Source organism: Micromonospora haikouensis, from assembly GCF_000876225.1.
In the GTDB taxonomy this organism is placed as follows: domain Bacteria; phylum Actinomycetota; class Actinomycetes; order Mycobacteriales; family Micromonosporaceae; genus Micromonospora; species Micromonospora haikouensis.
On sequence record NZ_JXSX01000003.1, the window covers coordinates 392,028 to 406,092 of the forward strand.

Annotated in this window: 13 protein-coding genes; 5 read left to right on the forward strand and 8 right to left on the reverse strand. The window is 72.9% G+C overall.

Annotated elements, in window-relative coordinates; genetic code table 11:
• Positions 1 to 50 precede the first annotated feature (50 nt).
• From trpD to TK50_RS23415, 3 genes are all read right to left on the reverse strand, one after another.
• The gene (gene trpD, locus TK50_RS23405) at positions 51 to 1,097 is read right to left on the reverse strand and encodes an anthranilate phosphoribosyltransferase (protein WP_043967167.1); all 1,047 of its coding nucleotides are present in this window, start codon (positions 1,095 to 1,097) and stop codon (positions 51 to 53) included.
• 141 nt (positions 1,098 to 1,238) lie between these two features.
• Entirely contained in the window at positions 1,239 to 1,634 is a 396-nt protein-coding gene (locus TK50_RS23410; RefSeq protein WP_043967169.1) for a hypothetical protein, read from the reverse strand.
• Between the two features lie 105 nt (positions 1,635 to 1,739).
• Positions 1,740 to 2,708: a cytochrome c oxidase assembly protein gene (locus tag TK50_RS23415; protein WP_043967171.1), complete on the reverse strand. Its 969-nt coding sequence runs from the start codon at positions 2,706 to 2,708 to the stop codon at positions 1,740 to 1,742.
• A 108-nt stretch (positions 2,709 to 2,816) separates the two neighbouring features.
• On the opposite strand from TK50_RS23415, the gene ctaE reads away from it, so the two are divergent.
• From ctaE to TK50_RS23440, 5 genes are all read left to right on the forward strand, one after another.
• Positions 2,817 to 3,416, forward strand: a complete 600-nt coding sequence (gene ctaE, locus TK50_RS23420) for an aa3-type cytochrome oxidase subunit III (RefSeq protein ID WP_043967173.1) — start codon at positions 2,817 to 2,819, stop codon at positions 3,414 to 3,416.
• A 72-nt stretch (positions 3,417 to 3,488) separates the two neighbouring features.
• Positions 3,489 to 4,325: a cytochrome bc1 complex diheme cytochrome c subunit gene (qcrC, locus tag TK50_RS23425; protein ID WP_043967174.1), complete on the forward strand. Its 837-nt coding sequence runs from the start codon at positions 3,489 to 3,491 to the stop codon at positions 4,323 to 4,325.
• A gap of 67 nt (positions 4,326 to 4,392) precedes the next feature.
• Complete coding sequence (gene qcrA / locus TK50_RS23430; protein ID WP_043967176.1) at positions 4,393 to 5,481, forward strand: cytochrome bc1 complex Rieske iron-sulfur subunit; 1,089 nt, start codon at positions 4,393 to 4,395, stop codon at positions 5,479 to 5,481.
• Entirely contained in the window at positions 5,478 to 7,103 is a 1,626-nt protein-coding gene (gene qcrB, locus TK50_RS23435) for a cytochrome bc1 complex cytochrome b subunit (RefSeq protein ID WP_043967178.1), read from the forward strand. Before qcrA ends, qcrB begins: the two co-directional genes overlap by 4 nt.
• 193 nt (positions 7,104 to 7,296) lie before the next feature.
• Positions 7,297 to 7,971: a DUF4142 domain-containing protein gene (locus tag TK50_RS23440; RefSeq protein WP_043967179.1), complete on the forward strand. Its 675-nt coding sequence runs from the start codon at positions 7,297 to 7,299 to the stop codon at positions 7,969 to 7,971.
• Between the two features lie 159 nt (positions 7,972 to 8,130).
• Here the strand turns inward: TK50_RS23440 and TK50_RS23445 are convergent, their stop codons facing one another.
• The 5 genes from TK50_RS23445 to TK50_RS23465 all read right to left on the reverse strand — a co-directional run bounded on the left by TK50_RS23445 (position 8,131) and on the right by TK50_RS23465 (position 14,056).
• Complete coding sequence (locus tag TK50_RS23445) at positions 8,131 to 8,418, reverse strand: Lrp/AsnC family transcriptional regulator (protein WP_043967181.1); 288 nt, start codon at positions 8,416 to 8,418, stop codon at positions 8,131 to 8,133.
• 484 nt (positions 8,419 to 8,902) lie between these two features.
• The gene (locus TK50_RS23450; protein ID WP_241774102.1) at positions 8,903 to 9,799 is read right to left on the reverse strand and encodes a nucleotidyltransferase family protein; all 897 of its coding nucleotides are present in this window, start codon (positions 9,797 to 9,799) and stop codon (positions 8,903 to 8,905) included.
• Positions 9,796 to 10,329: an NUDIX hydrolase gene (locus TK50_RS23455; RefSeq protein ID WP_043967183.1), complete on the reverse strand. Its 534-nt coding sequence runs from the start codon at positions 10,327 to 10,329 to the stop codon at positions 9,796 to 9,798. Before TK50_RS23455 ends, TK50_RS23450 begins: the two co-directional genes overlap by 4 nt.
• A gap of 53 nt (positions 10,330 to 10,382) precedes the next feature.
• Positions 10,383 to 12,170, reverse strand: a complete 1,788-nt coding sequence (locus TK50_RS23460) for a RelA/SpoT family protein (RefSeq protein ID WP_043967185.1) — start codon at positions 12,168 to 12,170, stop codon at positions 10,383 to 10,385.
• Between the two features lie 128 nt (positions 12,171 to 12,298).
• Positions 12,299 to 14,056: a DEDD exonuclease domain-containing protein gene (locus TK50_RS23465; RefSeq protein WP_144420370.1), complete on the reverse strand. Its 1,758-nt coding sequence runs from the start codon at positions 14,054 to 14,056 to the stop codon at positions 12,299 to 12,301.
• Positions 14,057 to 14,065: the final 9 nt, after the last annotated feature.

Here is a 14,065-nt window from a genome sequence, read left to right on the forward strand (position 1 = left end):
CGCGCCGACGGATCGGGCGAAGCGTCGGTGGAGCGGGCGGAGGCGTCCGCTCAGGCGGAGCGGGCCACCTCGACCCAGCGGTCGAGCACGGCCGCGGCGGCACCGGAGTCGATCGCCTCGGCGGCGCGGGCCATCCCGGCGCGCAGCGCCTCGGTCAGGTCGCCGCCCAGCGGCCCCTGGGTGGCCAGCGCGGCGGCGGCGTTGACCAGCACCGCGTCGCGGACCGGGCCCGCCTCGCCGGCCAGCAGCCGACGGGCCACCCCGGCGTTGTACGCCGCGTCACCGCCCCGCAGGTCGGCGAGGGTCACCCGGGGCACCCCGAGGTCCGTCGCGTCGAGCAGCGCCTCCCTGACGGTGCCGCCCTGGGCCGCCCAGACCCGGGTGGGCGCGGCGGTAGTGAACTCGTCGAGGCCGTCCTCGCCGCGCAGCACCAGCACCGAGTCGCCCCGGGCGGCGAAGACGGCGGCCATCACCGGGGCCATCCGCGGGTCGAAGCAGCCGACCGCGCCGGCCCGGGGCCGGGCCGGATTGGTCAGTGGGCCGAGGAAGTTGAAGAACGTCGGGACGCCCAGCTCGCGCCGGACGGGGCCGGCGTGCCGCATGCCCGGGTGGAACCGGCCGGCGAAGCAGAAGCCGATGCCGACCTCGGTCACGCAGCGGGCCACGCCCTCCGGGGTCAGGTCCAGCGGTACGCCCAGGAACTCCAGCAGGTCGGCGGTGCCGCAGGACGACGACGCGGCGCGGTTGCCGTGCTTGACCACGCGCACGCCCGCGCCGGCCACCACGAGGGCGGCCATGGTGGAGATGTTCACGGTGTGGGCGAGGTCACCGCCGGTGCCGACCACGTCGAGCGCGGACGACCGCAGCTCCTCCGGCAGCTCGACCGGGACCGCCTCGCCGAGCATCGCCTCGACCAGCCCGGCGACCTCGGCCGGGGTCTCGCCCTTGGCCCGCAGCGCGACGGCGAAGCCGGCGATCTGGGCCGGTGCCGCCGAGCCGGACATGATCTCGCCCATCGCCCAGGCGGTGTCGGCGGTGGAGAGCTCCTCCCCGCGCAGCAGCGCGCCGAGCAGGTGCGGCCAGTTCCGTTCGCCCATGGCGGGCCTCCCGAGCGGGCGTGGGGTGCGGAGGGACGGGTGCCGAGCGGTGCGGGCCGGCACGACGGACCGGGCGACGCCGGTGGCGCGCGGGCCGGAGTCGGCTCAGGCCGGGTGGTGGCTCGGGCCGGGACGGTGGGCTCAGGCGGGGGCGTGGCTGCGCAGCAGCTCGGCCACGGTGGCGCCGGTGGTCACCGGGTCGAGCGGGTGCACGAGGGTGGCGTCGACCTCGGCGTACGCGGCCAGCCAGCGGTCGGCGGCGCGGGCGATCACCAGGCAGGTCGGGGGAGCGTCGTCCCGGTCGTCCTTGATCTGCCGGGCGATGCCGAGGCCGCCGCCGGGGCTCGCCTCGCCGTCGAGCAGCATCAGGTCGATCTCGTACTCGTCGACCAGCCGCACGCACCCGGCGTAGTCGGACGCATCGACGAACTCGACGCGCAGCCCGGGGGCCGGGCGGGTGCCGACGGCCAGCCGCATCCGGTCGCGGACCTGCGGGTCGTCGCTGTAGAGCAGGACGGTGCAAAGACGATCGCTCATCGCTGGCTGACTCCCCACCTCGTAGCTGCCGAGCATCGTACCCGCCGCCGCCGGCCGGTCGATGTCCCGCCCGGGCGGGCCGGTGGTCGTACCGGAATCCGCTGGTCAGGCCGGGGACTGCGCGGCCTGGTCGGCGCGCTCGCGGGCCTCCTGGCGGTCCAGCTCGCGGTCGAGCCGGCGGGCCTCCCGCTCCGACTGGCGCACCCACTGCACCACCAGGACCGCGAGCATCGTCACGCTGACGAACTCGCCGCCGGCCCACAGGATGCCCCCGGCGACCACCTGGTCGGCGGCGGGGTCGGACCAGGTGAGGCCGAGCGACGGGTACCAGTCGCCGCCGAACAGCGTGGTGCTCTGCATGATCGTGAGCCCGAGCACGGTGTGGAACGGCACCGACAGCACCATCAGCAGCGCCCGGGCCGGGTACGGCCAGCGCCCCGGCAGCGGGTCGAGCCCGAGCAACGGCCAGAAGAACACGCAGCCGGTCATGATGAAGTGCGCGTGCACCAGTTCGTGCGCCCAGGCGTGTTCGAGGGTGTAGCGGTAGAGGTCGCTGAAGTAGAGCGCGAACGGGTTCACCACGAAGATGGCGAACGCCACCAGCGGGAAGGTGTAGACCCGGGCGACGCGGCTGTGCACGATCGCCAGCAGCCGCTTGCGCGGCCGGACCGGCAGGGTGCGCAGCGCGAGGGTGACCGGCGCGCCGAGGGCCAGGAAGATGGGGGAGACCATCGACAGCACCATGTGCTGCACCATGTGCACCGACAGCAGCGCGGTGTCGTACGCGTGCAGGCCGCTGACGGTGACCGCCGCGATGCCGCCGAGGCCGGGGCCGAGGAAGAAGACGGTACGCGCGACCGGCCAGCGGTCCCCGCGCAGCCGCAGCCGGTACACCCCGTAGAGGTAGAGGCCGGCGGCGAGCACCAGCCCGAGGGCCAGCCAGCTGTCCAGCCGGGTCTCGGTGAACACGCGGGCCACGGTGAACGGCGGCGGCAGCGGGTCCCCGCCGGCCGCGAGCGCTCCGGGCGCGGCGACCGCCGAGGTGGCGGCGAAGATCGGATCGACGTGCTGCACGCGTTTCAGGCTAGGCCAGGCGATTCGGACCGCCACGATCGGGCCACCGACGCCACGGGTTTGGCCCCCCGCTGATCGCCGGCCGTGGTCAGGGGCAATAATGACCGCGTGACTGCGGCCCCAGCCATTGACAAGAGCCGGATCCACTCCCTGACGCGGCCCAACATGGTCAGCGTCGGGACGATCGTGTGGCTCTCCAGCGAACTCATGTTCTTCGCGGCGCTGTTCGCGATGTACTTCTCCATCCGCGCGGCGGCGCCGGAGCAGTGGGCGAAGCACACCGAGCACCTCAACATCCCGTACGCGACCACCTTCACGGTGATCCTGGTGTTGTCCTCGGTGACCTGCCAGCTCGGGGTGTTCGCCGCCGAGAAGGGTGACGTCCACGCCCTGCGGCGCTGGTTCACGATCACCTTCGTGATGGGTCTGATCTTCGTGCTCGGTCAGCTGAACGAGTACGTGACCCTGGTCCACGAGGGCGTGAAGATCAACGCGGACGGGTACGGGTCGATGTTCTACCTGACCACCGGCTTCCACGGCCTGCACGTGACCGGCGGTCTGGTCGCCTTCATCATCTTCATGGTCCGCACGACCATGGGCCGGTTCACCCCGGCGCAGGCCACGTCGGCGATCGTCGTGTCGTACTACTGGCACTTCGTCGACGTCGTGTGGATCGGCCTCTACGCCATGATCTACTGGCTTCAGTGATCTTGGCGCGTCACGAACCGCGCCGCTGCCCCGTCCTCTGAGACAAGGTCCCACCGGTTAAGGACACAGGTCATGACTTCTGACAACGACCGCCGACGCGGTCTGCTCGCGCGGTTGCGCGGCGAGCGGTCCGCAGCGCGCAGCAGGGGCCGCCGCCGGCTGGGTGCCGCGGTCCGCCTGATCGCCGCGCTCACGCTGGCCGGCGGCGCCTACACCGTCTTCGCCCCCGGAGTGCAGGCGCAGGAAAACCCGCCGCTCACCGGCGCCGCCGCCGAGGGCAAGGCGCTGTTCGACGTGAGCTGCGTGACCTGCCACGGCCGTAACGCGCAGGGTGTCGATGGTCGTGGCCCGAGCCTGATCGGGGTCGGCTCGGCCTCCGTCGAGTTCCAGGTGAGCTCCGGTCGGATGCCGATGGCCCGGCAGGAGGCGCAGGCCATGCGCAAGCCGCCGGTCTTCACCGACGAGCAGGTCCGCCAGCTCGGCCAGTACGTCCAGGAGCTCGGCGGGGGTCCGCAGGTCCCCGAGGGCGACCTGCGCGAGGGCGCCAACCTGGCCACCGGCGGCGAGCTGTTCCGGATCAACTGCTCCCAGTGCCACGCCTTCGGCGGTGGCGGTGGCGCGCTGTCCTCCGGCAAGTACGCGCCGAGCCTGCGTCCGGCCAGCGACCGGCAGATCTACGCCGCGATGCTCAGCGGCCCGCAGAACATGCCGGTGTTCGGGGACAACCAGATCACCCCGGAGCAGAAGGCGGACATCATCGCCTACATCCAGGACACCCTGAAGCACGACCAGGACCAGGGTGGCTTCAACCTCGGCCGGTACGGGCCGTCCACCGAGGGACTGGCGATCTTCCTGATCGGCATCGTCGCGCTCGTCTTCGCCAGCCTGTGGATCGCGGGCAAGTCGTGACCGAGCGGATCATTCGATTCAGCGCTGCGGTGCCGCGGTCCGGCACCGCCCGTAGCGAGGTGACGGCATGAGCACCAAGACCGAGCACCAGGCCCACCAGGGCCCGGAGCCGCTCGACGTCCACGACCCGCGGCTGAGCCGGTTCGACATCGTCCGGGAAGGCGCGCGCCGGGACGACATCGAGATCGTCCACTACGAGGAGCAGGTCGTCCCGGGCAGCAAGGCCGAGCGCCGGCTGACCCGCACGGTCGCCTCGATGTTCCTGCTGACCGGCCTGGCCGCCACCGCCTTCCTGGTCGTCTACATCTGGTGGCCGTGGGAGTACGAGCCGGGCACCGGCGGGGACAAGTACTACACCCCGCTGCTCGGCCTCACCCTCGGCGTCGCCCTGCTGGGCATCGGCTTCGGCATCCTGACCTGGGGCAAGAAGCTGCTGCCCAAGGAGGTTTCGATCCAGGACCGCCACGAGAACGACCCGAACGTGGCGGAGAGCCGCAAGATCACCGGTGAGACGATGCTCTACCTCGCCGACGAGATGGGCGTGAAGCGTCGCCCGCTGCTGGGCATCTCGCTGCTGGCCGGCCTCGCGCCCGTCGGCGCGGTCGCGGCGGCCCCGCTGGTCGGCGGCCTGATCTCCAACCCGCACAAGAACAACCAGATGTTCACCACCGGCTTCGCGCCGGCCGACGGCCGCAAGATCCGGCTGGTCCGCGAGGACGGCCGGCCGATCCGTCCGGCCGACATCAGCGCCGGCGGCCAGCTCACCGTCTTCCCCGGCATCGAGCACGGGGTGAGCAACAAGCACGCCGACTCCCCGACGCTGCTGATCCACCTGCGGGAGTCCGACGCCCAGGTGTCCCGCGAGGCCAACCAGCGGGTCGGCCACGGGAACTACATGTGGGGCAACTACGCGGCGTTCTCCAAGATCTGCACGCACGCGGGCTGCCCGGCGAGCCTGTACGAGCAGCAGACCAACCGGCTGCTCTGCCCGTGCCACCAGTCGCAGTTCCTGATCACCGACAACGCCCGGCCGGTCTTCGGCCCCGCGAGCCGGCGGCTGCCGCAGCTGCCGATCGAGGTGGACGACGAGGGCTTCTTCGTGGCGCGGTCGGACTACACCGAGACCGTCGGGCCTGACTTCTGGGAGCGGCCGTGAAGCGTCGTAAGTTGGACATGGCGTCCGTTCCGGGCAAGGCCGCGGTGGGGGTGGACGATCGCTTCGGGGTCTCGACGCCGCTGCGCAAGCTGCTGAACAAGGTCTTCCCCGACCACTGGTCGTTCCTGCTCGGCGAGATCGCGCTGTTCTCGTTCGTCGTGCTGCTGCTGACCGGCGTCTTCCTGACGTTCTTCTACGAGCCGGCGATGACCGAGGTGGTCTACAACGGCAGCTACGCCCCGCTGCGGGGCACGCCGATGTCGGCCGCGTACGCCTCCAGCCTGGACATCTCGTTCGACGTCCGCGGCGGCCTGATCATGCGGCAGATGCACCACTGGTCGGCGCTGCTGTTCATGGCCGCGATCGTCGTGCACATGCTGCGGGTCTTCTTCACCGGCGCGTTCCGCAAGCCGCGTGAGACCAACTGGATCATCGGCTCGCTGCTGTTCTGGGTCGGCTTCCTGGCCGGCTTCACCGGCTACTCGCTGCCGGACGACGGCCTCTCCGGCACCGGCCTGCGGATCGCCTCCGGCATCATGCTGTCGATCCCGGTGATCGGCTCCTGGGTCACCTCGTCGATCTTCGGCGGGGAGTTCCCGGGCGAGATCATCATCAGCCGGTTCTTCATCGCCCACGTGCTGCTCATCCCGGGCCTGCTGGTGGCGCTGATCAGCGCCCACCTCGGCCTGGTCTTCAAGCAGAAGCACACCCAGTGGCCCGGCCCCGGCCGGACCAACGACAACGTGGTCGGCGAGCGGATGTTCCCGCGCTACGCGCTCAAGCAGGGCGGCTTCTTCATGGTCGTCTTCGGCGTGATCGCGCTGATGGGCGGCCTGTTCCAGATCAACCCGATCTGGTATTTCGGCCCGTACGAGGCGTGGGTGGTCTCGGCCGCCAGCCAGCCCGACTGGTACGTCATGTTCCTCGACGGCTCGACCCGCCTCATGCCCGCGTGGGAGATCAACATCCCGATCGGCGACGGGTACGTCATCCCGCCGCTGTTCTGGCCCACCGTCGTGCTGCCGGGCGTCCTGGTCGGCCTCTCCACGCTCTACCCGTTCGTGGAGGCCCGCCGGCTCAAGGACTACCGCAGCCACAACCTGCTCCAGCGCCCCCGCGACGTCCCCGAGCGGACCGCGATCGGCGCGATGGCGGTGGCGTTCTACATCGTGCTGACCCTCTCCGGCGGCAACGACGTGATCGCGGACAAGTTCCACATCAGCCTCAACGCGATGACCTGGGCGGGCCGGATCGGCCTGCTGGTGATCCCGCCGCTGGCGTACTACGTGACCTACCGGATCTGCCTCGGCCTCCAGCAGCACGACCGGGAGGTGCTGGCCCACGGCGTGGAGACCGGCATCATCCGCCGGCTGCCGGACGGCCGGTTCGAGGAGGTCCACCAGCCGCTGGCCGCCGGTGGCCACGACGGCCACGCGGAGCTGGAGTACGCCGGCTGGGTGGTGCCCAAGAAGATGAACCGGCTCGGTGCCCTCGGGCCCGCCATCCGGGGCTTCTTCTACCCCATCGAGAAGCCGGCCGAGGCGCCGGTCTCGCCGGGGCACCCGCCGGTCGAGCCCCTGCCGGAGCGCAAGGAGATCAGCAGCGGGGAGCCCCGCCGCTGAGCCGCTGACCGCCCGCAAGCCGCACGTGGCGCCCGCCGAACCCTCGGCGGGCGCCACGTCCCGTTTCCGCCCCCGGGCGACCGCCGAGCGTCGCCGGCACCCCGGCGCCTCCCGCGAGGCGGCTGCGGATTCGCAGGGTTAATCCGGGTCAGCCGGGTATCCGTGCGGTCCAACGGAAAACGGGGAGGGAAACATGTTGGGTCTCAAGCGCCTCGGACTGCTCGCTGCCCTGGTGGTGGCGGGGCTGGCGCCCGCGGCGGCGGCGCAGGCCGCACAGCCGTCGACGCAGGACAGCCAGTATCTGCAGGCGCTGCACCAGGTGAACCTCGCGGAGATCGAGTCCGGGAACCTGGCGCAGCAGAAGGGCCAGAACCAGCAGGTCAAGGACCTGGGTGCCCAGTTCGTGACGGATCACACCCAGCTCGACCAGACGGTGCAGGACACCGCGCAGCAGCTCAACGTGAAGCTGCCGGGCGCCCCGACCGCCGACCAGCAGAAGGTCATCAACAAGCTGAAGAAGCTCAGCGGCGCCGAGTTCGACAAGGCGTGGGTGACCGCCGAGCTGGCGGGTCACGTCCAGGCCATCCAGGCCACCCAGACGGAGATCTCGCAGGGCACCGAGCAGTCGGTGGTCCAGCTGGCCCAGAACGCCCTGCCGGTGCTCCAGGCGCACTATGACGCGCTGGTGGCCCTGGCCCAGACCCTGGGTGTCCCGGTCCCGCAGACCAGCGCCAGCGGCACGCCCAGCCCGGGCGCGACCACCACGACGCCCGCTCCGGGCGGCAGCAGCGAGGCCCCGGCCCCGGGCGGCACCTTCGAGTCGCCGACCCCGGAGAACACCGAGACGCCGGCCCCGAGCGTGAGCTGACGTCGCGACACCCCAGGTGGTGGCCAGCCCTCCGGACCGGTGGGCTGGCCACCCCGTCGTGTCGTGTCGTGGGGTGGGTGGCGTGGCGGCGGCCGTGCCGTCGTCGGCGGGCTGTGCGAGACTCCGGCGACCCGCGACCGGTCGCAGCCGGCGGCGGGGTCAGTCCGTGCCGGCCAGCCCGATCGCGAACGCCTCCTCCAGGTCGTGCTGCGAGTAGGCCCGGAAGGCGATGTGCGACTCGGTGTTGATCACCCCGGGCACCTTGGAGATGCTGCCGGCGATGACCTGGGCGATCTGGTCGAACTCCCGCACCCGCACGATGGCGATCAGGTCGACGTGCCCGGCCACCGAGTAGACCTCGCTGACCCCGGGCAGGGCGGCCAGGTTCTCGGCCACCTCGGGGATCGAGTCGGTGGCGCAGTCGATCAGGACGATCGCGGTGATCACTGGTCTGCCCTTCGTCGCGCGTGCACGCCACGCCGGTGGTGGCGTCGATGACCATCGTAGGCCCGTCCGACGGGGCCCGGGTGGCGGTGGGGTGTGACCCGGCGGAAGCACCCGTGACGGCCACGCTCCGCGATTCGCGTGGAAGCACTCGTGGGTGCGGACTCATCTCACTCTGCGCAACCGCCTTCGGGCCCGACCGACGTCCCCCGCCCCCCTTTGCTCTGCACCCACGGACGCAACGCTGCGTGGAGCTGCGCGAATGCGTCATCACGAGGTGGGCGGGGGCAGTGACCCGATCGCTTTGGGTGACCGCTGCGTGGATGGGTGCAGAGCAAAGGGGGCGGAACGGCGGGTGGGGTCGGCGGGGCCGTCGATCGCGATCCGTCACGTACCGGGGTGGGCCGGGGCCGGGCCCGCCGCTCCCGCCACGAGGGGCTGGGGCGGGCTGCGGCGAGACTGCGGCAGGCTGCGATGGCCCCAGCGCTCAGCGGGGCTCCGCCGCGACGGTCAGGCCCCCGGCGACACGGACCACCCCGGTCAGGTGCTCCCCGACGGCCACCTCCGCGCCCGGCCAGAGCACCGAGCGGGTCACCTCGCCCCGCACGGTCGCCCCCGCGCCCACCACGGCCTCCCGGCAGCGGCCGGTGACCGTCGCGGTCGGGTCGACCAGGTTGCCGCCGCCCGCCGCGTGCAGGTTGGCCGCCAGGTAGTCGGCGGGTGTGCCGGTGTCGTAGAAGGTGCCGGCGTACGGCACGACGGTCAGCGCTCCGGCCGCCTCGGCCGGCCGCCACACCGCCCGGACCAGGTCGCCCGGCTCCTCCGCGAGGCCCCGCACCAGCCGCCACGGCAGCAGCGAGAAGCCGGTGAAGCGGTGGCCCGAGAAGGTGCCGGGGGCGGCCGGGTCGGCGGCGGGCTGGCCGAGCAGGCGTACGGTCTTGCCGTCCCAGCCGGCGAGCAGCGCGGCGATGTCCGGCCCCGGATCGGCGGCCGGGTCGGCGAGGTACGCGTCGGCGTTGCCGACCAGCACGCCCCGGCCGGCGATCCAGTCCCGCAGGTTGGCCACCCCACCGGCGGTGCCGAGCGGGGCGCCCGGCTCGACCGAGAGGTGGGCCCGGTCGCCGACGTGCGCGACGACCTGCTCGCCGAGGTAACAGGCGTTCACCGCCACCCGGGCCGGGCCGGCGAGCCCGAGCCCGGCGAGCCGGGCCAGCGCCCGGTCGAGCAGCGGCACGTTGCCCACCGGGCAGAGCGCCTTCGGCAGCCGTTCGGTGAGCGGGCGCAGCCGGGTCCCCTCGCCGGCGGCCAGCACCACCGCGCAGACCTCCGGCGCGTCGGCCGGGCCCACCGAGCGCCCCGGCCCGCCGCCGGCCGAGGCGGTCACGCCGACGGTCCGGGCGGCGCCTCACCGGCGCGCGGCCCGATGCCGTAGCGGCCCAGCAGGTTCGCCGTGGCGCGGCTCAGCCTCGGCAGGTCGTCCAGTGGATGCCAGGCGGCCTCGAAGACCTCGGCGCCGTCGACCGTCAGCTTCGTCGTCGACGCCGGGACCTCCGCCTCGAAGACGACGTCCACCCAACCCTTGGCGTGCACCACGGCGTTCGGCACCGCCGGGCGCAGCCGGTCGGGGGAGAGGCGCACCCCGGACTCCTCGAACAGCTCGCGGGCCGCGCCGACGACCGGATCCTCGCCGCGCTGCAGCAGCCCCGCCGGGAGCGTCCAACTGTGCCCCGGGGGCTGGCGCAGCAGCAGCAGACGACCGGCGCCGTCGGCCTCGGCGTCGCGCACCAGGGTGACCGCCCCCACGATGTACTTCGGTGTGGCGAGCCGGACCAGTCGGCGGCGCATCGACACGGGTAGCCGGTAGAACACCTGGTAGGCGAAGGCCCGTCCGGTGGCTCGGGAGCGGGGGATCATCGCCTTAGGCTAGTGGCCGACGCGGGGTGGGCCGGGCACCGGGGGCGGAAACGTCACTGGCGGTGGTCGACGAGGTCGATGAGCTGCAGGACCACCGCGTCCGGTTCGAGGGCCCGGTCGAAGACCGCCACCAGCAGGGTCTCCAGGTCGGGGTAGCCCAGCTCCTCCGACAGCCGCAGCAGCGGCAGGTCGTTGGCCAGCCCCCGGTCGTGCTTGCGCAGCGCCAGCCCGATCGTGGCCCGGCCGAGCCGGACCTTGTCGGCGATGGAGATGCCCGGCTCGGTGTGCTCGGCGAACCAGCGGTTGATCTGCATCTGGGCGTGCGGGGACTTGACGAAGCCGAGCCACTCCCGGCGGGGGCCGCGCGGGGCGACGTCCGCCTCGAAGCCGGACTCCGCGTCGGACTCGGTGAAGATCTCCACCACGTCGCCCTCCTCCAGCTCGGAGGAGAGCGGGGCGAGCCGGCCGTTGATCCGGGCCGCCAGGCAGCGGTCGCCCCGGTCGGGGCCCAGCTCGTACGCCACGTCGACCGGGGTGGCGCCTGCCGGCAGCACCACCTGCCGCCCCTCGACGACGACCTGGATCTGCGCCTCGGCCAGGTCGCAGCGCAGCGACTCCAGGAACTGCGCCGGGTCGGGCGCCTCCTGCTCCCAGTCGAGCACCCGGCGCAGCCAGTCGAGCTGCTCGGCCTGCCCGGCCGCCCCGGCGGGACGCGGGAAACGGAAGTCGGCGGCGATGCCGTACTCGGCGGCGCGGTGCATCTCCTCGGTGCGGATCAGCACCTCGACCGTGCGGTCCTTCGGCCCGCAGACGCTGGTGTGCAGGGAGCGGTAGAGGTTGTTCTTCGGGGAGGCGATGAAGTCCTTGAACCGGCCCGGCACGGGCCGCCAGAGGCCGTGCACCGCGCCGAGGGCGGCGTAACAGTCGGTCGCCGGCCCGTCCACGACGATCACGATCCGGGGCAGGTCGAACGGGACACTGTGCCCGCCGGCGACGGTGTCCTTCCAGATCGAGTAGAGGTGCCGGGGGCGGGGGGAGACCTGGGCGTCGACGCGGCTGCGGCGCAGCGCCACCTTCGCCTTGGCGACCACGTCGTCGAGGTACGCGGACCAGCCGGGCCGGTCGTGCACGAACCGCGCGATGCGGGCGTGCTCGTCGGGCTCCAGGTGCAGCAGCACCACGTCGTCCAGCTCGCGTTTGAGGGTCTGGATGCCGAGCCGGTCGCAGAGCGGGACGAGCACCTCCAGCGTCTTGCGGGCGATCCGCTCCCGCGACGCGGCCGAGCGGACCCCGAGGGTGCGCATGTTGTGCAGCCGGTCGGCCAGCTTGATGATCAGGACCCGGACGTCCTTGCCGGCCGCGACGATCATCTTGCGGGTGGTCTCCGCCTCCGCGGCCTTGCCGTAGAACGCCTTGTCGAACTTCGTCACCCCGTCGACCAGGTGGGCCACCTCGCCGCCGAAGTCCTCCGCTAGGGCCTGCAGCGTGTAGCGGGTGTCCTCCACCGTGTCGTGCAGCAGCGCGGCCACCAGCGTGGTGGCGTCCATGCCCAGCTCGGCGCAGATCTGGGCGACCGCGAGCGGGTGGGTGATGTACGGCTCGCCGCTCTTGCGGAACTGGCCGCGGTGCATGTTCTCCGCGATCGTGTACGCCCGGCGCAGCACCGACGCCTCCGTGCCGGGGTGGATGCCCCGGTGCGTGCGGATCAGGTGGGTGACCGGGTCTGTTTCGCCGGTCGGCCAGCTCAGCAGCGACCGCAGCCGCCGCGCCAGGGGCAGGTCGCCCGGCTGGGTCGGGAGCGCGCCCCCCAGGGCGGCGCCGTGTCCGGCGTCGACGTCCACGAGGGACACCTCCTCACCCCGGCCCCTCGGTCACCGGGCACGGCGACCGGGAGCAGGCCCACGAAACGGGCAGTACTGCACTTCCTTAACAGCCTAAGCGAGTCGAGGTCGTCCGATCGGTCACTTGGTCATGGGCGTTCGGTCGAGAGTTGGTGAGATGCGGCGCTCTCGATCTTGCTGAGCAGGTCACGGAAGCGGGCCGCCCCGGCGGCCGGGGACGCCCAGCCGGAGGACATCTCCACCAACCGGGTCTCGGGTCGCTCCAACCAGGACAGGATGCGCTCGGACTCCTCGGCGGAGGCCCGGGGCACCGGGCCGGGCCCGGGCGGCACCGTCTCGGCGGTCGCCCGGATCAACTCGATCGTCGGTCGCGGGTGGACACCGGGCGGGGAGACCCCGGCCCCGGCCAGCCGGCCGTGCCGGACCAGGGCCAGTTCCCAGCCGCCCCGGGCGGCCGGCCGGGCGGCGGCCAGCTCGGCGATCCCGGCCAGCGCGGTCAACCGTTGCATCCGGACGGTGGCCCGCAGCACCGCCGCGAGCCGGGACCGCACCACCGCCGCCTCCTCGTACCGCTGGTCGGCCGCCAGCGCCCCGATGCGGGCCAGCAGCGCGTGCACCACGGACCCCGGGTCGGTGGCGGTGGCCGCGCGGAACGGGTCGACGGCGCGGGCCGCGTACTCCCCCGGGGTGATCCGGTGCTCGCAGGGTGCCGGGCAGCGACCCAGCTCGGCCAGCGCGCACGCCGGGGTGACGGTGCGCAGCGACAACCGGTGGGTGCACTGGCGCAGCGGGAGCGCGTCGTGGAAGCCGGCGGCGGCCAGCTCCGCCGCCCGTTGCGAGCCGAACGGGCCGAGGTATGCCTCGTCGCCGGGGGCCAGCGACCGCACCACCGACAACCGGGGGTAGGGCCCGTCGGTGAGCTTGAGCCAGACCATCCGCTCGGGGAACTTCGACCGCCGGTTGTACGGCGGCGCGTGCGCGCCGATCAGCCGCAGCTCGCGCACCTCGGCCTCCAGCGAGTGGGCGCACTCGACCGCCTCCACCCGCTCGGCGGCGGCCAGCATCTCCGACATCCGGGCCCGCTTCTCGGCGGCCGTGAAGTAGCTGCGCACCCGGGTGGCGATGTCGCCGGAGGTGCCGACGTAGAGCGGCCGGTCGTCGGCGGCCCGGAAGATGTAGACCCCCGGCACCTTCGGCAGCCCGTCGGCGAGGTGGCGCTTGCGCCGCTGCGTCGGGGTGACCGCCCGGGCGAACTCGATCGCCTCCCCGACGGTGTCGACCCGGTGCCCGCCGAGGCGCGCGATGAGGCCGTGCAGCACGTCGACGGTGGCCTTCGCGTCGTCGAGCGCCCGGTGGGTGGGCCGGGTGGCCGTGCGGAAGTAGGCCGACAGGGTGCCCAGCTTGCGGTTGGGCACCTCGTCGCGGCTGAGCACCCGCCGGGCCAGCGCCGCCGTGTCCAGCACCCGGGGGTTGGGCCAGCGGTAGCCGTGCCGGGCGCAGGCGGCCTTGAGGAAACCGACGTCGTACGGCGCGTTGTGCGCGACCAGCACCGCGTCGGCGACGAACTCCAGGAAGCTCGGCAGCACCTGCTCGATCGGCGGCGCGGGAATCAGCATGGCCTGGGTGATGCCGGTCAGCACGGTGATGAACGGGGGGATCGGCACGCCCGGGTTGACCAGCGTGGCCAGCACGCCCAGCTCCTCGCCGCCGCGCACCTTCACCGCGCCGATCTCGGTGATGCCGCCGCCGTCCGGCGCGCCGCCGGTGGTCTCCAGGTCGACCACCACGAACGTCGTCGCGTACAGCGGCAGCGCCGGATCCACGCCGCCGCCCGCCGCCTGGCCCAGCCCGGCGAGCGCCTGCTGGACGTATTCCGCTCCGCCCACCCCGGGCAC

Excerpts from the sequence above, each read along its gene's own strand:
- qcrC (WP_043967174.1), top strand. The coding sequence starts at position 3,489 with ATGACTTCTGACAACGACCGCCGACGCGGTCTGCTCGCGCGGTTGCGC.
- TK50_RS23410 (WP_043967169.1), bottom strand. The coding sequence starts at position 1,634 with ATGAGCGATCGTCTTTGCACCGTCCTGCTCTACAGCGACGACCCGCAG.
- TK50_RS23440 (WP_043967179.1), top strand. The coding sequence starts at position 7,297 with ATGTTGGGTCTCAAGCGCCTCGGACTGCTCGCTGCCCTGGTGGTGGCG.
- qcrA (WP_043967176.1), top strand. The coding sequence starts at position 4,393 with ATGAGCACCAAGACCGAGCACCAGGCCCACCAGGGCCCGGAGCCGCTC.
- trpD (WP_043967167.1), bottom strand. The coding sequence starts at position 1,097 with ATGGGCGAACGGAACTGGCCGCACCTGCTCGGCGCGCTGCTGCGCGGG.
- TK50_RS23455 (WP_043967183.1), bottom strand. The coding sequence starts at position 10,329 with ATGATCCCCCGCTCCCGAGCCACCGGACGGGCCTTCGCCTACCAGGTG.